A 20817-nucleotide genomic window follows, 5' to 3' on the forward strand; every position below is an offset into this window, starting at 1 on the left:
CCATCATAAGCCCCCACCTTCGGAAGGTCATACCTGGTCGTACGCTGTCAGTGCCCGACCTGCGCGATCCTCGATGGCGGCGACGATCTCCGGCGGCCCGGTCACCGTGAGCCGATCTGCGTGGGACAGCGCGAAGCGGATGAGCCAGCCGGTCGAGGCATAGGTGAGGGTCGCGGGCAGCCAGTGGCCGCTGTGCTCCTCGGGGCGCGCGGCGATGACCAGCGGGAAGTAGTCGCTCATCCACGCCGCCTCGGGGGCGATGAGCACCTCTGCGACAGCCCCGTCCGCGCTGAAGTCGAAGGGGTCGGCGGCGTCGATGTCAAGGTCCTCGGCGTGCGGCTGTGCCTGCTTATCGACGCCCCGGGCCGCCACAATGCGATCCGTGCGGAAAGTCCGGTGGTCCCCCACCTCATGGTCAAAGGCCACCAGGTAAGTGTGACCGCCGGAGCTAAAGATCCGCGCTGGGCTGACCGTGCGGGTAGACAGCGTGTCTGAGTTGGCCGAGCCGTAGGTGAGCCGCAATTGGGTGCCGTGCGTGAGAGCGGTGCGCACCGCGGCGTCGATAGCCTCCCGCGATGGCGGCGGCGCGTCGGGCACGGAGTCGAACACGGCTGCGGTGGTGGTCCCTGTAGCGGCGCGCAGTTTGGCTGCGGCGCTGCGCACGGTGGCGGTATCGGCCAGTCCGGGGTGCGCCTCGAGGGTCTCTAGGTTCATGAGCAGGGCCGCGGCCTCGGGGGTGGTCAGGCGCAGGGCGTGATCGAGCCCCTGGCTGTTAATCACTTCTACGCTGCGGTAGTCAAAGACCAGGTCCACCAGGTCGTCGGGCATGAGGCCGGGCATTCCGCAGCAGAATAGGCGGCGCAGGTCGGAGAGGATCTCCTGGGGCGTGGTGCCCAGGTCCTGGGCGGCCTCGAAGGTGCTCACCCCGGGGTGGCTGCGAAAGTATGGGATGAGGTTGAGGCAGCGGACGAGGTCATTGGCGTGCGTGGCGTCACTCATGGTCGTGGCTGTCTTCCGTGTTCAATCTGGCTTCGAGCAGGGCGCGCACGGCGGCGCGGGCGTCGGGAGGATCAAGGATCACGGCGTCTGGGCCGAGGCCGGCGCAGGTGCGCACCAGCCAGTCGCGGTCGACTCCGGACAAAGCGATGCGGTTGGGGTCGCTGGCCGTGGCGGTGCCTGCCGCGCGGATGTCCAGTCCGCGCGCGGGGGCGCAGACCACGGTGGCGTCGACGGTGTGGCGGGCGCGGGTGAGGGAGGCGGTGACTATCTGGTCAAAGTCCGGCGGGTTCCCCAGGCCGGCCTCCGTGGCGTGGTGGGTCGCCGGCCCGGCGAGCGCGTGGGCGCTGGTGCGCGTTAGTCGGAAGCTGCGGGGTTCTGCGCGGTCGATGTCATAGCCCACCAGGTACGCGTTGCCGCCGCGCATGACTATCCGCCAGGGATCCATGGTCCGGGAGGTGGGCTCGTCGATGCCGGAGCGGCGGTGGGAGAAGGTGATGCGTTGCTGGTCGCGGATCGCGGTGAGGAGGACCTTGAGGGTCCGGGCGCTGATCCGGGTGAGGTCGTCGTAGGAGGATGCGGAGTCGAGCGCTGCCGCCGTGGCCTGCGTGGGGGTGCGGGGCAGCCCGGAGGCGGCCAGCTTGGTCCACCCGGAGCGGGTGAAGGCGGCTAGTTGGCCGCTGCCGCCGAGGCGCCCGGCCAGGGCGACCACGGTGGCTTCTTCCGGGGTGAATTCGATGGGTGGGAGCTCGTAGTCGGCTCCCCGAATGCGGTAGACCTGTTCGCCGTCGCGGCGGGTGGCTTCGAGGGGCACGCCGGCGCGGGCTAAGGCACGCAGGTCCCGTTGCAGCCGCTTGCGGGCAGCCTCTTCGGTGATCCCCGAGTAGCCGGCGACTTTGCTGCGCAGCCAGTGGCCGGATAGGTAGGGCCGGCCTGCCCGTTCGGCGCCGAGGAAGGCGAAGGTGAGGTTGATTAGCCGCTCGGTGGCATCGTCGGCGGGTGGTTGGGCCGCTGCGTTCACCGGTTGCTCCGCCCTAGGGTGTGGCCGTGGTCTCCGGCGGCGTAGCTCGCGGCGTGGGTGTCCATGTAGTCCAGTAGTTCGGCCACGCGGTCGTCGGCGGCGGTGAAGGGGTCCCCCAGCTCCACAAGCTTGGGCTCGGGGCGGTTGACCTTGAGCCGCAGCCAGTCCGCGGTTACCGGGGCGCCGGTTTCTTCGGCGTGGGTGAGGAACTGCCCGCGCAGCGCGGCGCGGGTGGTCTGCGGCGGCGTGGTGGTCGCCTGGGCGATGGCGGCGTCGGTGAGATCCGCGTCTGCCCACCGGGTAATCAGGCCGTGGCGGGTGAGCACGCTGGCCAGCCCCCTGCCGGGCCGGATGTCATGGTAGGCCAGGTCCAGCTGGGCGAGTTTGGGGTGGGTCCAGGAGGTGGGGTCGTCGGACAGTCCCAGCCGGTCCCGGTAGCGGTTGAGCAGGCGCAGCTTGATGACCCAGTCAATTTCGGTGTCTATGGCGGCGAGGTTGTCGGAGGCGATGGCCTCCAGGGTGCGGCGCCATAGCTCGACCACGCGGGTCAGTTCGGCGCTGCTGGTACCCGCACCGGACTGCGGTTCGGGGCGCTCGCGCAACCAGTCCTGCGCCGCCGCGCACAGCTGGCGTTGGATCTCCAGGGCGGTGATGGTGGTGCCGTCGGCAAGCTCAAGGGCCACGGTGCCGGTGTGGTCCTGGGAGACCTGGCGGATGGCGCGGATGGGGTCGCGCAGTTCCAGGTGCGGGGTGGGCGCGCCTGCCTCAAGCATCTCTAGAACCAGCAGCGTGGACCCGATTTTGAGGGCAAAGGTCGGTTCCGCCATAGAAGAGTCGCCGACGATGACGTGCATGCGCCGGTAGCGGGCGGAATCGGCGTGGGGTTCATCCCGGGTGTTGATGATGGGCCGCGATCGCGTGGTGGCCGAGGAGACGCCCTCCCACACTTGGTCGGCGCGCTGGGAGAGCACGAAGCCGGGCGCCTGCGCACCGGTGGGGTGGGCCGCAACCATGCCGGCGCCGCAGATCAACTGGCGGGTGACCATGAAGGCCAGCAGGTCGCGCCCCAGAGTTTTGAGCACGGTTGAGCGGGCGATGAGGTAGTTTTCGTGGCACCCGTAGGAGTTGCCCAGGGCATCGACGTTGTTTTTGAACAGGTACACGCCGGCGTCGATGCCCTCGGCGCGCAGCGCGCCCTCGGCTGTTTGCGCCAGGTCATCCATGATGGCATCGCCGGCGCGCTCGTGGGCGAGCAGGTCGGCGAGGTTGTCACACTCCGCGGTGGCGTACTCCGGGTGGGAGCCTACGTCCAGGTAGAGGCGCGAAGCGTTGGGCAGAAACACGTTGGAGCTGGAGTAGCGCTCCACGATGGGCCGGAAGAGATAGCGGGCTATCTCATCGGGGCCTAGCGCGCGGTGCCCGTTGCTGCGCGCGGTGATGCCGTATTCGGTTTCGATCCCGACGATGCGTCGCGTCAACGCTGCCGTGGTGTCCATCTGGGCTATTCTCCGCCCTTTTGCACGTAGGAGTTCACAAACTCTTCAGCATTGTCTTCCAGGAGGCCATCGATCTCGTCGAGGAGCGCATCGGTTCCCTGGGTATTGATCTGCACCTGCCCTGCGGCGGCAACGTCATCGTGTTCGGAATCATCGTCACGTCCGCCGTGGTGGACCTGGGTATGCAGTGAATCGGCCATAGAAAGCTCGAATGTCCTTTCTGTCTTGGAATGGCTTGCCTTAGCGCGAGCTATATCGTTCGACGCTACAACGTTCCAGGCGGGAAAGCCCATCTAACAGGGCTGTGACGTCTCCCCCCGCGTGCTCGATAATCGGGCCTGCCAGCTCAAAGGTACAGGAGTCAACGTCATCGAAGCGCACCTGAGCCGCCCCCGTGGAGCATGCCAGCACCACGCTTTGCCAACTGGCAGCGAGCACGTGTTCGCCGAAGTCCCGCACGAGGGTCGCGCGCAGCCAGGCGCGGGAGTCGCGCGGCGGGTGAGATGCCGCATCGCGCAGCTGGGGGGCGTCGACAAGCGTGCGCATCGCGCCCTTGCGCACCAGGGCATGGTAGAGGCCCCGCTTGGGATCGATATCGCAATACTGCAAGTCGATCAGCTTCAACTTGGCATCGCCGGCAGGCACCCCGCGGTCCATAAAAGACCTGATCAGCCGCAGCTTTGCGGTCCAATCCAGCAGGTCGGCGGTGCGCATCGGATCAGCGTCCAGCAAGTCCAGCACCCGCGACCACTCCTCAACGACCCGCTTATCGACGCCCCCGCGCACCCTCACCCGCTCCAAGTACTCCCGCAGGATCCGCGTTGCGGACAGCTCGCGCCCATCAGCCAGCTGGAGACGGTGGGTCAGGGAAAGATCACGCGAGACCGCCTTGAGCTCCGCGACGGGATCGCGCAGCGCAAGATCGGAAAAGTCCACCCCCGACTCGATAGCATCGAGCACCATGCTGGTCATCCCGAATTTGAGGAACGTGGCCGTCTGCGACAGGTTCGCATCGCCGACGATGGTGTGCAGCCGGCAAAAACGGTCCGCATCCGCGTGCGGCTCATCCCGGGTATTAATAATCCCCCTATTCAGCGTGGTCTCCAGGGAGATCTCCTGCTTGAAGTAATCGGCCCGCTGGGAGATCTGGAAACCCGGCGTGGCACCGTCCTCCCCCAGCCCCACCCGGCCAGCACCAATGATCACCTGCCGGGTGACAAAGAACGGGATCAGCCCCTGGGCGAGGACATCAAAATCCGTCTCGCGCGCGTACTGGTAGTTTTCATGGGCCCCGTAGGACGCGCCCTTGCCGTCGGTGTTGTTCTTGTAGATCTTCAACTCCGGGCACGGCTGGTGATCCTTGAGCACCGAAATCCCCTGCTGCGTCAACTGAGCCACCGCGCGGACGGCGTCCAAGACGATGAGGTCACCGGCGGCGTCATAGACCATGACATCCCAGGCATTCGAGCACTCCGGGGAGGAATACTCGGGGTGCGCGTGGTCCACATAGAATCGCGCCCCATTGTCCACCACCACATTGGCAACCCCCACCGCATCCGGGTCCACCACCGGGACCGTGTGATAGCGGCGCAGATCAAAGCCCCGGGAGTCGCGCAACGGCGACTCGCCATGAAAGTCCCACCTCGACCGCGCCGAGGTGTGCACCGCCGCATACCCCACCACCGCGTGGGTGGAGGTGATGATGGGGCTTAAACCCGGATCAGAGGGTGTGGCAATGCCATACTCTGTCTCCGAGCCCATAAAACGCGGGCAACACAGCAAATCAGGGGTCATAGAGTCCAGATTATCCGACGACCCTAGCCTCCACGACACGCTTGCCCCCACGGCCGGTGATTCGCGCCCACTCGTCCGGGTTGGTGGTATCCGGAAGATCCTCGCTTTGGCGCTGCTCGAGGCGCACCGCCGCGCGCAGATGCTGCGCAGACACCCCCGCGCACTCCACGCCAGCCAGCGTGTCTTTGATCGCCAGCTCCTTGGCCCGATCCACGATGTTGCTAATCATCGCCCCAGAGACAAAGTCCGAATAGTTCAGCGTCACCGTCGCCCCATCCGCATACGTCAGCTCCACGTAGGGGCGAGGCGTAAACAGCTCCTCCACGGCGGCGTCGATGAGCTCAGCTGTGGGCGCGGCCTGCGGCACCTCCGGGGACAAATAGCGCGAGAAGATATCCGCGCAGGCGTCCCGGCCCGGCCGCGCGACCCGGATCTTGACGTCCAGGCGCCCCGGGCGCAGGATCGCGGGATCGATGAGCTCCTCACGGTTCGTCGCGCCAATGACGATGACGTTATCCAGCGCCTCCACACCGTCCAGCTCCGCGAGCAGCTGCGGAACCACCGTGGTTTCCACATCCGAACTGCGCCCCGACCCGCGCGTGCGAAACAGCGACTCCATCTCATCAAAGAACACGATGACCGGCCGACCCCCATCCGCCAGCTCCCGGGCGCGCTCGAAGATCTCCCTGATCTGGCGCTCGGTCTCGCCGACGTACTTATTCAGCAGCTCCGGGCCCTTGACGTTGATGAAGTACGAGTCCTTCCCGTCGCCCGTGCGCGAGGCCAAGCTATTGGCCACGGCCTTAGCAATCAGCGTCTTGCCGCACCCAGGCGGGCCGTAGAGCAACACGCCCTTGGGCGGGCGCAGCTGGAAGGTCCGGTAGAGCTCCGGGTGGGAGAAGGGTAGCTCCACGGCGTCATGAATCAGGCCGATCTGTTCATCGAGCCCGCCGATGTCCGCATATGTGACGTCCGGGGCCTCCTCCAAAGACAACCGCGCGACCTCAGCCTTGGGGATCACCTCAAAGCCCACCGCCGCTTTCGGCTCCACCAGAATTGAATCGCCGGGGCGCGGCGGACGGGCACCCACCTCCAGCAGGGGGCCCGCAAGCCGGATGACCCGCTTCTCCCCCGTCGAATCCGCCACCACCGCGCGCTCCCGACCCAGCATTTGCAAGCAGGTCATCAGCGCGCCCGTCGGCTCAAAGCCCGTGGCCTCCAACAGTTGATGTCCCCCGCCCAGGCGCACCTGGATGCCCGTCACCAGATCCGCCTGGCACACCATCGGAGACATGGCCACCCGCATGCGCCGACCCTGGGTGAAAATCTCGGCGGAGTGGGCGTCATCAGAACGCTCCAAAAAGGTGCCGTAGGTTGAGGGCGGCTCCGCCAGATCCTCGAGCTGCTGGTACAGGTTGGCCAGCTTGTCGCGCGAGGACTTCAGCATCTCCGCCAGCTTGGCATTGCGCGCGCCCAGATACTTGTTGGTCCGGCGCAACTCATTGAGCTCCCGGCGGGCATCACCGTCCCCGGGCGCCGAAGCACCCGCGCGGGCGGATTCACGTTGTTGATGCTCCCGGAAGGACGGCAACGGGCCATGTTGGTCAAATCCGGTGGGCTTAGTCATGCTGCCCAGCCTATCCGACGCGCCACAGGGCGCACTCAGGCAGGTGAGCGTGTCCTGTGCGCGGGCAGTCTTACCTGCGCGCGCGGCGCTGCGGCCGCGGCGGCGTGACCCCATCGGCGAGCCGGCGCGCCCACACCAAAAATGCGGTGTGGGCGTTCATCCGGTGCTCCGGACGCGTGGCCAGGCCTTCCACCCGCCACTCGCGCACCAGGGACTCCCACGCGCGCGGCTCCGCGAAGCACTGCAACTGACGGATCTTTTCCATGGTGTTCATCAACTGCGGGACCGTGGCCACATAGGTCATGAGCACCCCGCCCGGGATGAGCAGGCCCGCAACGGTATCCAAGCAGTCCCAGGGCTCGACCATATCCAGGATCACCCGGTCCACCGGGCCCTCCAGGTCCGCCGTGGTCACCTCGTTGAGATCACCCAGCCGGGCGTGCCAATTGGGCGGGGTGCCCTCGAAATACTCCGCGACATTAGACCGGGCGAACTCCAGGTGATCCTCGCGGATCTCATAGGAAAACACCTCCCCTTCCGGTCCCACGGCCCGCAGCAGCGCCATGGACAGCGCCCCCGAGCCCGCACCGGCCTCCAGAACCCGCGCGCCGGGGAAGATGTCCCCCTCGACGAGGATCTGGGCGGTGTCCTTGGGGTAGATCACCGCAGCACCGCGGGGCATGGATAGCACGTGATCGACCATCAGGTGGCGGAAGCACAGGAACTCGCTGCCCTGCACAGAGCGAACCACAGAGCCCTCGTCCGTACCGATGATGTCATCGTGGAAGATCTGCCCCTTGTGCGTGTGAAAGACACCCCCAGGCGCCAGCACAATGGTGAAGTGGCGCCGCTTGGCGTCCGTGAGCTGGACGCGGTCGCCGGCTTGGAAGGGCCCGGAATATGCCATGGGGGAGGTCAGTCTCCTACGTGTCGGTGGGGTTAGTGACCGATCAAGTATGCCTCAAGCGCGTGCGCAAACCACTCCATGTCCGCGATGCCACACAGCTCCCGCGCCGAGTGCATGGACAGCAGCGGCACGCCCACATCCACCGTGTCAATGCCCAACCGAGTCGCGGAGATCGGCCCAATCGTGGACCCGCACGGAACCGAGTTGTTGCCCACAAAGGTCTGGGTGGGCACCCCGGCGCTGCGGCAGGCGCGCTCCCACATCCCCGCGCTGTGCGCCGTGGTGGCGTAGCGCTGGGAGGCATTGATCTTGGTCACCGGGCCGTGGTTGAGTAGCGGATGGTGGCTGGGGTCATGCTTGCCGGGATAGTTCGGATGCACGCTGTGCGCCGCATCCGCCGAGACCATGGTGGACCTGGCGATGATGCGGCTGCGCTGTTCCTCATCCGCGCCCAGGCCCCGCGCCGTGCGGGTCAGCACCTCGCCCAGCAGCGGACCGGCCGCGCCGGTGGTGCTGGAGCTTCCCACCTCCTCGTGGTCGAAGGCGGCGAGAACCAAGATGGAGCCGTCGCTTTCTGCGTGCGCGTCGGGGCCAGTGGTCGCGGCCTGAAGGGCGCGCATGCCCGCGTACACGGAGGTGAGATTGTCCAGCCTGCCGGAGGCGATGAATTCCCCAGCAGAGCCGATGATCGCGGGCTCGGCGGCGTCGATAGTAATCAGCGTGTGGCCGACGATGTCCTGGCGCGCCACTCCCGCCTGGCGAGCCACCATGTCCAGGATGTCTTCCTCACCATCAGCCATGCCCACGATCGGCTGCAGGTGCTCCTGACGGTCCACGGTGAACTCGTCACTGCGGTACAGGTGGATCGCCAGGCTCGGCACCCGCGCGATCGCGGGGGTGTGCACCAGGCGCTGCGAACCATCCGCCAGCGCCACCACGCCTGCGAAGGCAAGATCACGATCAAACCACGACGATAGGATCGGCCCGCCATAGACCTCGACGCCCACCTGCGCGAAACCATGCCGCGTGAGCGCCGGCTGCGGCTTGAGCATCAGCCCCGGCGAATCCGTGTGCGCGCCGACGATGCGGAAGGCACTGTCCGGGCCGGCGCCCTCCGGCACCCACCACGCGATGACCGCGCCGCCGCGCACCACCACATGCCCGCCGGGGGTGGCGTCCCACTCCGCGGCCGGATCCTGCTGGATGAAGCCGGCGGCCTCCAGCCGGCGAAAGACCTCCGCCGCGGCGTGGAAGGAACTGGGGCTGGAGCTGAGGAAGTCTAAGAAGTCCACGGGTCGGTTCATAGACCCCAGTCAACCACGATGTGGCACATAGTTAGGCTGGAACGATCATGGTTTCCCCCTCCCCGCACACCCCCCGACCGTTGGCGCTGTCTGCATCCCGCGCCAGCGACTACCGCCGCTGCCCCCTGCTCTACCGCCTGCGAGCCATTGACCGAATCCCGGAGCCTTCCACAATTGCGCAGGTCAAAGGCACACTCGTGCACGCCGTGCTCGAAGACCTCCACCGCCAGGACCGCGCGGAGCGCACCTACCCGGCAGCCGTGGCCGCCCTCAAACCGCACTGGCAGGCCATGTGCGACAAGGACCCCGAACTGACAACGCTAGTACCCCCGGAAGAACTCTTAGGCTTCCTCGTCGAGTGCCGCAGCCTGCTCAAGGGGTACTTCCGCATGGAAAACCCGCAGGGCTTTGACGCCCACGCCTGCGAGCAATACGTGGAGACCATCCTGCCCAACGGGGTACCCGTGCGCGGATTCATCGACCGGGTGGACGTCGCCCCCACCGGCCAGATTCGCGTGGTGGACTATAAGACGGGCAAAAAGCCCCAGCCCCGGTACGCGCAGGACGCCCAGTTTCAGATGCGCTTTTATGCCCTGCTGTACTGGCGCATCTTCCAGACCATCCCCGATCAGCTGCGACTGATGTACCTGAAGGTGTGCGACTCGCTCTACCTCCAGCCCACCGCCGAAGAGCTGGAGTTTGTCGAACGCGACGTCGCCGACGTCTGGGGGCGCATCGTGCGCGACGGTCACTCAGGGCTGTTCCGGGAACGCACCTCCAAGCTGTGCGGGTGGTGTTCCTTCCAGTCGCTGTGCCCGGCCTTCGGCGGCGTTCCCCCCGAATACCCCGGCTGGCCCGGAGCAGTAGAGCCCGGGCCAACAACCGATTAGAACAACCCGCTGATCTGCCCGTCGGCGGTGATGTCTATGCCCTCGGCCGCGGGGCGGGCGGGCAGCCCCGGCATGGTCATGACATCCCCGGTGAGAACCAGGACAAACCCCGCACCGGTACGCGCAACCACGTCTCGCACGTGCAGCGTGTGGCCCGACGGGGCGCCGAGCGCGGAGGGGTCATCAGAAAACGAGTACTGCGTTTTAGAAATACAGACCGGCAGCGTGTCCCACCCCTGCTTCTTCAGCTCCGCGATGGCGCGCCGCGCAGCAGCCGAATATTCCACGGAGTCCGCCCGGTAGATCTCGCGGGCGATCGTCTCAATCGAGGCCTCTACCCCATCCGCGGGATCATAGAGCGCGTGCGATCCGCTTCCCAGCTTCTCGACGACCGCGTCAGCCAGCTCGATCGCCCCGTCACCGCCGTCAGCCCACACGGTCACCTCGCGCAGCTCGACGCCGAAGCGCTGCGCCCAGGCGGCCATGAAGTCGCGCTCCTCCGGGCTATCGGAGGTAAACAGGTTGAGCGCAACAACCGGCTCAACACCGAACTTGCGGATGTTATCCACGTGGCGCTCCAGGTTGACCACCCCGCCGCCGAGGGCATCCACGTTGGTTTCATTGAGCTCGCTACGGGCGACACCGCCGTTGTATTTCAGGGAGCGGATGGTGGCCACCACCACCGCGGCCGCGACGTCGAGGTCACCGCTGCGGGCCTTGATGTCAAAGAACTTCTCCGCGCCAAGATCCGAACCGAAGCCGGCCTCCGTGACCACGATGTCCGCGCACCGCTGGGCGGTCTGGGTAGCCATCAAGGTGTTGCACCCGTGGGCAATGTTGGCAAAGGGGCCGCCGTGAATGAATGCGGGGGCACCGCCGAGCGTTTGCACCAGGTTGGGGTGGATGACGTCCTTGAGCAGGGCCGTCAGCGCACCTGCGGCGCCCAATTGGGCGGCGGTGACCGGTTGGCCATCCCAGGTCTGCCCGATGGTGATCGCCGCCAGGCGTTCCTTCAAATCCTCCAGGTCCCGCGCCAGGCCCACGATGGCCATGATTTCGGAGGCTGCCGTGATGGTAAACCCGGTCTGCGCCGGCATGCCGTGGGCCTTGCCGCCTAAGCCGGTAACCACGTGGCGCAGCGCCCGATCATTGACGTCAAGGCAGCGCTGCCAGGTCACGCGACGGGGATCAATGCCCAGGGCGTTGCCCTGCTGGATGTGGTTATCAATGAGCGCGGCGAGCGTGTTGGTGGCCGCGGCGATGGCGTGGAAATCCCCCGTGAAGTGCAGGTTGATGTCCTCCATGGGCACCACCTGCGAGTATCCGCCCCCGGCGGCACCGCCCTTGATGCCCATGACCGGGCCCTGGGAGGGCTCCCGCAGTGCCGCAACAGCATTGTGGCCGGCGGCGCGGAGGGCGTCGACAAGCCCGATGAGAACCGTCGACTTGCCCTCCCCCGCCGGTGTGGGCGACATACCGGTGATGAGGACCACGCGGCCGTCGGCCGGCTGATCCGCAAGCTGCGAGACATCGATCTTGGCCTTGGTGGTGCCAAAGGGGATGACCGCGGCGGCCGGAATGCCGGCACGCTCGGCGATGTCGCCGATGGGTTCGAGGTGGTGGGCTTGGGCAATCTCTACGTCAGATAACGGCATACCCGCCAATTCTACGGGTACTAGAGCACCAACGCCCCGATCCCGTAGCCCAGCGCCACCGACACGATGGTGTAGATCACGCCAGGAACCAGGAAGGGATGGTTGAAAACAAACTTGCCAATTTGGGTCGAACCCGTGTCATCCATCTCCACAGCGGCCAACAACGTCGGGTACGTCGGCAGGATGAACAGGGCCGCAACAGCCGGGAAGGCCGCCACCGCGGTCAGCGGGCCCACGCCGATGGCCAAAGCAGCAGGCATGAGCGCCTTGGCCGTTGCCGCCTGGGAGTACAACAGGCCCGCGGCGAAGAACAGCACGACGGCCAGCAGCCAGGGGCTCGCCTGCAGCACGTCCCCGGCAACGTTCTTAATGCCGTCAATGTTGTGGTTGATGATCGTGGTACCCAACCACGCCACGCCCAGCACACACACGCACGCAGACATTCCGGACTTGAACACCTGGGTGGAAATGATCTCGCCGGTAGGAATCTTGGTCACCATGACAATGAGCGTGGCGGCGGCCATCATGATGGCCATGATCGCCTCATTGCGCGGCAGCGTCGGGTCACTGACCAGGCCAACCTGCTCAGAAATCGCAGTGGCGTAGACCACCACCAACACAATCGCGGCGAGGAAGATCCACACGGAGGCCTTGGCCTCCTTGGTGGGGGTATACCCGTGGCCGACCGTCGGCTGCTTGACCAGGCCCTCCTTCATCCGCTGCTGGTAAATCGGATCCGCGTCGAGCTCCCTGCCCATCCGGTTACACAGCCAGGCGGTGGGGAAAATGGCCAGGAAAGTTGCCGGAATCATGATCCCCAGCAGCGCCAGGTAGCTCACGCCCTCCGGCTCAAGCAGGGACGCCATGAACACCACGGCGGCGGAAATCGGAGAGGCACAAATGGCCGCCTGCGCGGCGATGACCGCCACAGACAGCGGGCGCGACGGGCGAACGTGGCCTTCCTTAGCCACCTCCACGATGACGGGGAGGGTGGAAAAGGAGGTGTGGCCGGTGCCCGCAAAGAGCGTCATCAAAAAGGTCACCACCGGGGCCCAAAAGGTGATTTGGCGGGGATTGCGGCGCAAGAAACGCTCCGCCCAATAGACCAGTAGATCCATACCCCCTGCCCGCTGCATCGCAGAAATTGCGGCGATGACGGCCATGATGATGCCAATGACATCGAAGGGAATGTCCTCGCGGGTGACCGGCACACCGATCAACCCCAGGACCAAAACTCCCAACCCGCCGGCGAAGCCGATAGCAATGGAACCGAGACGAGCTCCCAGAACGATCGCCGCGAGGACAATCAATACCTGGAGGATTAGCATAGATGCCTTTCTGCACCGTGCAGGATCAGGTCTGGAATTGCCTGGGCCCCACACATTTTTAAGAAGCAAAAAACGAAACTGAACAGGTGCTATTATTGCGGTTCGAATTGGCTGAGGGCAAACCGGAACGACGCGTGCCGACGCCCGCGAAAGGGAAGTCGGCACGCGTCACCGCAACAGAGAGGCGTCAGGCCTCCTGACTAATCCTCCGTATCCAGGTAGATGGTGCCCCGGAATTCCGGGTGCATGAGGTTTTCCTTAGACAACACCCGGCCCAAAGTCTCCTCATCCAGCAGCTTCTTTTCCAACACCAAATCGCGCACGGACTTGCCGGTAGCCAGCGCCTCCTTGGCCACCACATCGCCATTATGGTGACCGATAAACGGGTTGAGGTAGGTCACGATGCCAATGGAGTTTTCCACGTAGGCGCGGCAGACCTCCTCATTCGCCGTGATGCCCTGGACGCACTTGGTGCGCAGCGTGTCCGCCGCCGCCCGCAGGATGCGCAGCGACTCAAACAGCGCCTGTCCGATGACCGGCTCCATCACGTTGAGCTGCAGCTGCCCGGCCTCGGCCGCCCACGTCACCGTGAGGTCATTGCCAAAGACCTTGAAGCACACCTGGCTGACCACCTCGGGGATCACCGGGTTGACCTTGCCCGGCATGATCGACGAGCCGGCCTGCAGCGCAGGAAGGTTGATCTCGTGCAGACCCGCCGTCGGCCCGGAGGACAGCAACCGCAGGTCATTACAGATCTTGGACAGCTTCATCGCGGCGCGCTTGATGCTCGACTGTGCCAGCACGTACGCGCCCGTATCCGACGTCGCCTCGATGAGATCCTTCGCGGACTTGACCTCCAGGCCAGTGACCTCGCTGAGCGCGGCGACAACCTGGTGGCGGAAGCCGGCGGGGGTGTTCACTCCGGTTCCAATGGCGGTGGCACCCAGGTTGACCTCCAGGAGCCGGTCGGCGGATGCCCGCAGAATTGCCTGCTCCTCGGCCAGGTTGTGGGCGAAGGCCCGGAACTCATCGCCCAGGGTCATGGGCACGGCATCCTGGAGCTGGGTACGGCCCATCTTGAGGATGTCCTCGAACTCCGCGCCCTTTTCCTGGAACGCCGCCTGCAGCTCCTCAAAAGCCTCGATGAGCTTGGACATGTCCGCGTAGACGCCCAGCCGGAACCCGGTGGGGTACGCGTCATTGGTGGACTGGGACATGTTGACGTCATCGTTCGGGTTGATCACGTCATAGGAGCCCTTGGGGTGGCCCAGGTGCTCCAGGGCAAGGTTGGCCACAACCTCGTTGGTATTCATGTTCAGGCTGGTGCCGGCGCCGCCCTGGAACACGTCCACGGGGAACTGGTCCATGCAGCGGCCTTCCTCCAGGATCTGATCGCAGGCCCAGATAATCGCGTCAGCCTTCTTGCGCGGCAGCGTGTGCAGCCGGCGGTTGGCCATGGCCGTGGCCTTCTTCACCTGCACCATGCCGCGAATAAACTCCGGGACCTCGTTGATGGTGGTTCCGGAGATCTGGAAGTTCTCAACGGCCCGCATGGTATGGACGCCGTAGTAGGCGTCCGCCGGGACCTTGAGCTCGCCGAGCAGGTCCTCCTCGATGCGGAAGTCCTTGTCCTTAGGGGCCGCGGGCGTGGCGCCAGCCTCGTCGATCGCGGCTGCCTGGGAGGGGGCTGCCTTCTTCTTTGCCTCGGTGACCGGTGCGAGTGCGTCAGTGTTGTCCACTGCGGGAGCATCGGTGGTGGCTGCCCGCTTGCCGTTCTTCCTGGATGAAGCCATGGTGGGAGCGGTGTCCTTTCCTCTAAAAATGAGAAAGGCCCAGGCAAATAAAATGCGTGTATGCAATTACCCTGGGCCGGTTGCTGCTCGAAATATGGTGCCGTAGTCCATGGTAGCTGGACTCGCAGAATTGGCCCACCATGCAGGTCCGGGTTTCCCCCCGAATTTGGGGATAACTATCAATTGTTAGCTAAATTCGGGCGATTCGCAGATCCGAAGCCAAAATAGCCTGCGCGCCTAACGCAGAGAGGCGATCCATTACGGAATTGGCATCCGCCTGGGGAATCATGGCGCGCACGGCCACCCAGTCCGGAGTTGCCAATGGCGAAACCGTGGGGCCGGACAAACCCGGGGTGATTGCCGTGGCGGCCTCCAGATCCTGGCGGGGAATGTTGTAGTCGAGCATGAGGTAGTTGTGCGCGTGCACAATGCCCTCGAACCGCCGCAGGATGACCTCGTGGTCCTCCCCCAGCGTCAGGTGTGGGCCTGCCACCACCACTGCCTCAGACTGGCAGATGGGTTCCCCGAAAGGCTCCAGCCCCTGGGTGCGCAGCGTCGCGCCCGTAGAGACCACATCCGCGATCACATCTGCCACCCCCAGCCGGATGGAAATCTCTACCGCACCGTCCAGGCGGATCACTGTGGCGTTGACCCCCTGGCGCTCCAGGTAGTCACGCACCAGATTCGGGTAGGCCGACGCGATGGTGCGCCCCTCCAGCCCCTCCACCGTCCAGTCAGAGCCCAAGGGTGCGGCGAAGCGGAAGGTCGATCGGCCAAAGCCAAGGGTGAGCACTTCATGGACCTCTGCGCGGGAATCCAGTGCCAGATCTCGGCCGGTGATGCCCAGGTCCAGCTTCCCGGAGGCGACGTAAATAGCGATGTCCTTGGGGCGCAGGTAGAAAAACTCCACGCCGTTGGCGTGGTCGACAACGTTGAGCGCCTTGGAGTCTCGTCGGGTGGCATATCCCGCCTCCCGCAAAATGGTCGACGTCACCTCTGCGAGAGCTCCCTTATTGGGAACGGCAATCTTCATCATGGGGTTGGCTTACACTCCTAGCGGCGATTCTTAGGTTCTTAAAGGAAACGGTAGATGTCTTCGGGGCGCAGGCCACGAGCGATCATGGCTACCTGGGCCCAGTAGATGAGCTGAGAGATTTCCTCAGAAAGCTCCTCATCGGACTGGTACTCGGCCGCCAGCCAGACCTCCCCGGCTTCCTCGACGATCTTCTTGCCAATGTTGTGGATCCCGCCGTCCAGGGCCGCTACCGTCCCGGAACCGGCGGGGCGCGACTGGGCCTTGGTGCTCAGTTCTGCAAACAGTTCTTCAAAGTTCTTCATTCGCGCCATTATCGCACGAATAGCCGAACCGCGGGCGGAAATAGTGGCGCCGTTTTCCGTTCATCCGCGCGCATGGGCGGCGAGTTTAGGCGAAGAGCTGATACCAGCGTTCGACGTCCGCCGCGCGGACCCCCTCGAAGGAACGGGTGCCGCACAGCTCGCGCATGCTCAGCGCCCCGGCGGGCAGCGGCGCGTCCGGGTCTTCTGGCAGCCCGATGACGCGGCATCCCGCCTGTGCGGCGGCGGCCATTCCAGCCGCGGAGTCCTCAAAGACCAGGCAGTCCGCGGGCGCCACCCCTAAGGAGTGCGCTGCCGCGAGGTACATATCCGGCGCGGGTTTGGGGGCCGGCACCTCATCTCCGGCGATGGAGCCGCGGAAGAAGGATCGCCCCACCGCGTCTATGGAGGGGTCAGCCAATTGCCTCTCGGTGTTGGTGGTCACCATCATGGGTACATCATTGTGGGCAAGCTCCGTGAGCAGCTCGCGCACGCCGGGGCGCGGGACCAGGTGGGCGTCGAAAAGCTCGCGCACCCTGGCGAACATGGCGTCGTGTAGCTCTTTGGCCTGCGCGGCGTCCACGCTCACGCCGGCATGTGTGGCGCACACCGCCAGCGTGTTGGCAAAGGATCCCCCGACGGTGGTCTCCCGCAGCTGCGGGGTCAGCCGGCGGCCCAGCTTCTCCGACAGTTCGTAGGTGGCTATCCCCCACAACGGTTCGGAGTCGACCATGGTGCCGTCCATATCCCACAAAATGGCGGTAATCATCAAGGGCTTACTCACGGACCTTTCGCACGGGTTCCCGGCAGATGCTGTCACGGGCGCCGGTGTGACCCGGGCGCGGCCGCGCACGTGCAAGGAAACGGTATGACCATTGACCCCATGGTAGGTCATGTCTGGTCCAGCCACCTAGTCCACGGCGGTTGGGTGACTAGTCCAGCTGTGGCAGCTCGGCGATGTCCTCTTCGCTCACGCCCGCCGCGCGCGCCGCGGAGACGAACAGGAAGTTGATCTCCTCGCGCTCCTCCGGCTCGACGACCGCCCCGGCGTGCTCCTGGTTGAACGCCTCCAGCTGATCGATGGTGTGCACGACCAGTTGGCGCAGCACCGTGGGATCGGACTGGGGCCCGAGCGTGTCAACGCGATCCGCAAACGCCTCCAGTTGGGAGCGCAGCTGAGCCAGGGCCTTGGCGTCGAAGGGCGGCTCCCACAGGGCGCGTTCCTCTTCCTTGAGGTAGGAGCCCGTGGCAAAGACTTCAAGGTCCTCGATGAAGGCGTCAATGCGCGGCTGGAGCTGGTGTCTGATGCTCATGGCTTCCCATTGTGTCACCCCACGCTTATCGACGCCCGCGGGAGCGCCACTCCAGCGCCAGCACGCACCGCGCGGGTTCGGCTTGCCGGCTAGCGCACCTCGACGCCGAGCAGCGCACTGACCGCGTCGGCGACCACCGTGGACCCGGAGGCGGCCGCATCCGGCTGGGATTCTCCGCTCTCCTGAGTTGTCTGCGCGGCCCACTCGTCCAGGACCGCCAGGGCGCCGGGGGTATCCAGGTCGTCGGAGAGCCGGGCACGCAGCCGGGCCACAGTGTCTGCCGCACGCGGGTCGCCGTGCGCGGCGGCCTCCGCGGCGGCGCTTCGCCACTGGTCCAGCCGGGCTTCAGCGGCGGCGAGGACCTGATCCGACCAGTCGCGGTCGGTGCGGTAGTGGCCGGCAAATACGCCCAGGCGAATGGCGCTGGGATCATGGCCGTCGCGGGTCAGGTGGGAGACAAAGACCAGGTTTCCTAGGGACTTAGACATTTTTGTCCCGTCCAGCCCGATCATGCCGGTGTGCACGTAGTGGCCGGCCATGCGGGCAGTCCCCAGCGCGGCTTCGGCGTGGGCGGCGGAAAACTCGTGGTGGGGGAAGGCCAAATCCGAGCCGCCGCCCTGGATGGAAAAGTGCTTGCCCAGGCGTTGGGTAGCGATTGCCGAGCACTCGATATGCCAGCCCGGGCGCCCTGCCCCCCAGGGGGCCGGCCATGCGGGCTCGCCGTCCCGGTGGGCGCGCCAGATCAGGGCGTCGAGTGGATCGCGCTTGCCGGGCCGGTCCGGGTCTCCCCCGCGCTCCCGGAACGCCTCCGCCATCTGCGCCGGCGAATAGTTCGACTCATAGCCAAAGTGGTCTGTTGCGTCGATGGATGCGTAGACGTCCGGGTACTGCGGATCATCCACGATGTAGGCTGCACCGACCTCAAGCAGCCGGGCGACCATGTCCACGATCTCATCGACCGCCTCCATAGCGCCCACAAAGTCCTGGGGCGGGATGACATCGAGGGTGTCCATGTCGCCGCGGAAGAGGTTGATCTGGTCGGTGCCTAGTTCCCGCCAGTCCACGTTATCGCGTGCTGCGCGCTCGAAGAGCGGGTCATCCACGTCGGTGACGTTTTGTACATAGTGAACCTGGTGGCCGTTATCCAGGAGCACCCGGGAGATGAGATCAAAGGTGAGGTAGGTTGCCGCGTGGCCCAGGTGGGTCGAATCGTAGGGGGTAATCCCACAGACGTAGATGCCCACGGGCCCGGAGGTGGGGATTTCTACCGGCTTGATCCGCGCATCGGCGGTATCAAACAGGCAGAGGGGCTCCGGGGTTCCGGGGGCAGAGTTGATCATTGGAGAAGGCCACGAGTGCATGCCCATACTCTAACGGCACCCACCGTGGCGCGGGCGGCGGACCCGGTTCGCCGCTAGGCCCCCTCAGCGGCGGCCGGGTCGCCGGCTCGGGCTACACCGGGCTGAGCACTCCGGTAGCCAGCAGCACCATGAGCAGCAGGCCGAGCGGAATGCGGTACAGGGCGAACCAGGAGAAGGAGTGGTGGGAGACGAACTTCAGCAGCCAGGCGATGCAGGCATAGCCCAGCCCGAAGCAGATGACGGTGCCCACGAGCAGCTGCAAACCGGAAGCAGCTTGGCCTGCCGAGGGATCGAAGGCGTCGGGAAGCGAAAACAGGCCGCTAGCCAGCACCGCCGGGATGGCCAGGAGGAAGGAAAACCGGGTGGCCACCTCCCGCTCCAAGCCCTGGAACAGGCCGCCGGAGATCGTGCCGCCCGAGCGCGAAACGCCGGGGATGAGCGACAGGCACTGCCACAAACCCATGGTCAGGGCGTCGCGCATGGTCAATTCGGAGTAGGAGCGGTTCTTTGGGCCGATGCGCTCGGCAAGGATGAACACGAAGGAAAACAGCACCAACACCGTCGCCGTGATCCACATGTTGCGCAGCGCACCGCGGATGAAGTCCTGCAGGAAGAAACCCAGCAGACCGATCGGCAGGGAGCCGGCGATGACCATCCAGCCCATGCGGTAGTCGAAGCCGCGCTTGGAGGAGTCCAGCAAGCCGGCGAACCACCCGACGATGATGTTCCAGATATCGCGGGCGAAAAACACCAGCACCGCGGCCTCTGTACCCAGCTGGACTACCGCCGTGAAGGAGGCGCCAGCGTCCGCGTCCCAGAACAGCTCCGAGACAATGCGCAGGTGCCCCGACGAGCTGACCGGTAGGAATTCCGTCAGGCCCTGGACAATGGACAATACGATCACTTGCAGCCAGGACATCGCGCCTGTTGCGGCCTCCGGAGCAGCGCCCGAGGCGAGGTACGTCACGTCAATCACCCGGTTGACCCTACTACCGCGCGCCCCATGCTGACAGCGGTGGCACGAGCGTGGTTGCGCCGGGCTAGAGTCGGGGCGTGGATATCACGACGCTTGGCCGCAGTGGGCTTCGAGTCTCACGCATAGGGGTGGACACCACCGGCTGGGATTCGACGATGGATGAGAAAACCGCCGCCGAAATCCTGGGCACCTTGGTCGACGCCGGGGGCAACCTGGTCACCTCCTGCCCCGCCGCACCCCGGCATGCCGGGCAGGTTCAGCTCGGGCAGGCCTTGGCCACAGTCAACCGCCAGGACCTCGTGCTGGCGGTGTCCGTCGGCGTCGACTTAAGCCAGCCCGTGGGCCGGCGAGTGGACTGCTCCCGCCGCGCGATCATGAGCGCCCTGGACAATGCCCTGGCCCGGATGGGCACCGATTACGTCGACGTGTTGAGCCTGGGCTACTGGGACCCGGCAACCCCCCTCGACGAGGTGGCCAGCACCCTGACCGGGTTGGTCGCATCCGGGAAAACCCGCTACGTCGGGGTGTGCGACTACTCCGGCTGGCAGCTGGCGGCCACCGCGGTAGCAACCGGCCCGGCGCTGATCACGGCCACGGCCTCTTATTCCCTCGTGGAGCGCGGCCCCGAACAAGAGGTACTCCCCGCCGCCGAGCACCTCGGCCTGGGCATTATCGCCCGTGCCCCCCTAGGTCACGGATTGCTTTCCGACGCCCCCGCACTCACCACCGCAACACCCGGAACCGCCAGCACCGCCGCCGAAGTCAGCGCGGAAGCCCATGCGCTCGCCGGCCAGCGCACCGACGCGATACGCCAAGCAGCACGCACCGCCTCCGAGGGGTTGGGAGTGAGCATGGACGCCGTGGCAATCAACTGGGTCAGCCGCCGGCCGGGGATCAGCGCCACCGTGGTCCCCGTGACCACCGCCCCGGTGCTTTCCCAGTTGGTCTCCCAGCTCACCGCCCACGCCGGCGGCTTGCCGGGCGCCATTGAGGAAGCGCTCGACGACGTTTCGCGTTAACC

The 20817-nt window shown here is 65.7% G+C and carries 19 protein-coding genes; 2 read left to right on the plus strand and 17 right to left on the minus strand.

Going from position 1 to position 20817, the window contains the following annotated elements; translation table 11 throughout:
• Positions 1-27: 27 nt before the first annotated feature.
• The 8 genes from LH390_RS05790 to LH390_RS05825 all read right to left on the minus strand — a co-directional run bounded on the left by LH390_RS05790 (position 28) and on the right by LH390_RS05825 (position 9145).
• Positions 28-999: a helix-turn-helix transcriptional regulator gene (locus LH390_RS05790; RefSeq protein ID WP_227282200.1), complete on the minus strand. Its 972-nt coding sequence runs from the start codon at positions 997-999 to the stop codon at positions 28-30.
• Positions 992-2017, minus strand: coding sequence for a helix-turn-helix transcriptional regulator (locus LH390_RS05795; protein ID WP_227282199.1), 1026 nt, complete (start codon positions 2015-2017; stop codon positions 992-994). Before LH390_RS05795 ends, LH390_RS05790 begins: the two co-directional genes overlap by 8 nt.
• Positions 2014-3513 carry a Pup--protein ligase gene (pafA, locus tag LH390_RS05800; protein ID WP_227282198.1) on the minus strand — a complete coding sequence of 500 codons (1500 nt, stop codon included), beginning with the start codon at positions 3511-3513 and terminating at the stop codon, positions 2014-2016. Before pafA ends, LH390_RS05795 begins: the two co-directional genes overlap by 4 nt.
• Positions 3514-3518: 5 nt before the next feature.
• Positions 3519-3713: a ubiquitin-like protein Pup gene (locus LH390_RS05805; RefSeq protein WP_227282197.1), complete on the minus strand. Its 195-nt coding sequence runs from the start codon at positions 3711-3713 to the stop codon at positions 3519-3521.
• 40 nt (positions 3714-3753) lie between these two features.
• Positions 3754-5307, minus strand: coding sequence for a depupylase/deamidase Dop (gene dop / locus LH390_RS05810; protein WP_227282196.1), 1554 nt, complete (start codon positions 5305-5307; stop codon positions 3754-3756).
• 10 nt (positions 5308-5317) lie between these two features.
• Entirely contained in the window at positions 5318-6934 is a 1617-nt protein-coding gene (arc, locus tag LH390_RS05815) for a proteasome ATPase (RefSeq protein WP_227337402.1), read from the minus strand.
• Between the two features lie 70 nt (positions 6935-7004).
• Positions 7005-7841, minus strand: a complete 837-nt coding sequence (locus tag LH390_RS05820; protein WP_227282194.1) for a tRNA (adenine-N1)-methyltransferase — start codon at positions 7839-7841, stop codon at positions 7005-7007.
• A 32-nt stretch (positions 7842-7873) separates the two neighbouring features.
• Complete coding sequence (locus LH390_RS05825) at positions 7874-9145, minus strand: M18 family aminopeptidase (protein WP_227282193.1); 1272 nt, start codon at positions 9143-9145, stop codon at positions 7874-7876.
• A gap of 47 nt (positions 9146-9192) precedes the next feature.
• On the opposite strand from LH390_RS05825, the gene LH390_RS05830 reads away from it, so the two are divergent.
• A complete protein-coding gene (locus LH390_RS05830) occupies positions 9193-10035 on the plus strand; it encodes a RecB family exonuclease (protein WP_227282192.1) in 843 nt (280 codons plus the stop codon).
• Here the strand turns inward: LH390_RS05830 and LH390_RS05835 are convergent.
• The 9 genes from LH390_RS05835 to LH390_RS05875 all read right to left on the minus strand — a co-directional run bounded on the left by LH390_RS05835 (position 10032) and on the right by LH390_RS05875 (position 19739).
• Positions 10032-11690: a formate--tetrahydrofolate ligase gene (locus LH390_RS05835; protein ID WP_227282191.1), complete on the minus strand. Its 1659-nt coding sequence runs from the start codon at positions 11688-11690 to the stop codon at positions 10032-10034. The two genes, LH390_RS05830 and LH390_RS05835, sit on opposite strands and share 4 nt — an antisense overlap.
• Before the next feature lie 20 nt (positions 11691-11710).
• The gene (locus tag LH390_RS05840) at positions 11711-13018 is read right to left on the minus strand and encodes an anaerobic C4-dicarboxylate transporter (protein ID WP_227288294.1); all 1308 of its coding nucleotides are present in this window, start codon (positions 13016-13018) and stop codon (positions 11711-11713) included.
• Positions 13019-13218: 200 nt separating this feature from the next.
• On the minus strand, positions 13219-14811 hold the full coding sequence (gene aspA, locus LH390_RS05845) for an aspartate ammonia-lyase (RefSeq protein WP_227282189.1): 1593 nt from the start codon (positions 14809-14811) through the stop codon (positions 13219-13221).
• A 190-nt stretch (positions 14812-15001) separates the two neighbouring features.
• Complete coding sequence (gene hisG, locus LH390_RS05850; protein ID WP_227282188.1) at positions 15002-15847, minus strand: ATP phosphoribosyltransferase; 846 nt, start codon at positions 15845-15847, stop codon at positions 15002-15004.
• A 38-nt stretch (positions 15848-15885) separates the two neighbouring features.
• Positions 15886-16149, minus strand: coding sequence for a phosphoribosyl-ATP diphosphatase (locus LH390_RS05855; protein ID WP_227282187.1), 264 nt, complete (start codon positions 16147-16149; stop codon positions 15886-15888).
• 85 nt (positions 16150-16234) lie between these two features.
• Complete coding sequence (locus LH390_RS05860) at positions 16235-16915, minus strand: HAD family hydrolase (RefSeq protein WP_227282607.1); 681 nt, start codon at positions 16913-16915, stop codon at positions 16235-16237.
• Between the two features lie 163 nt (positions 16916-17078).
• Entirely contained in the window at positions 17079-17459 is a 381-nt protein-coding gene (locus tag LH390_RS05865) for a hypothetical protein (RefSeq protein WP_227337403.1), read from the minus strand.
• Positions 17460-17548: 89 nt separating this feature from the next.
• On the minus strand, positions 17549-18820 hold the full coding sequence (gene mshC, locus LH390_RS05870) for a cysteine--1-D-myo-inosityl 2-amino-2-deoxy-alpha-D-glucopyranoside ligase (protein ID WP_227282185.1): 1272 nt from the start codon (positions 18818-18820) through the stop codon (positions 17549-17551).
• Positions 18821-18911: 91 nt separating this feature from the next.
• Entirely contained in the window at positions 18912-19739 is an 828-nt protein-coding gene (locus tag LH390_RS05875; protein WP_227282606.1) for an undecaprenyl-diphosphate phosphatase, read from the minus strand.
• A 134-nt stretch (positions 19740-19873) separates the two neighbouring features.
• Between LH390_RS05875 and LH390_RS05880 the strand changes: the two genes are divergently transcribed.
• Positions 19874-20815, plus strand: coding sequence for an aldo/keto reductase (locus LH390_RS05880; RefSeq protein ID WP_227282184.1), 942 nt, complete (start codon positions 19874-19876; stop codon positions 20813-20815).
• The last annotated feature ends 2 nt before the right edge of the window (positions 20816-20817 follow it).

It is taken from the genome of Corynebacterium uberis (assembly GCF_020616335.1).
Lineage (GTDB): Bacteria > Actinomycetota > Actinomycetes > Mycobacteriales > Mycobacteriaceae > Corynebacterium > Corynebacterium uberis.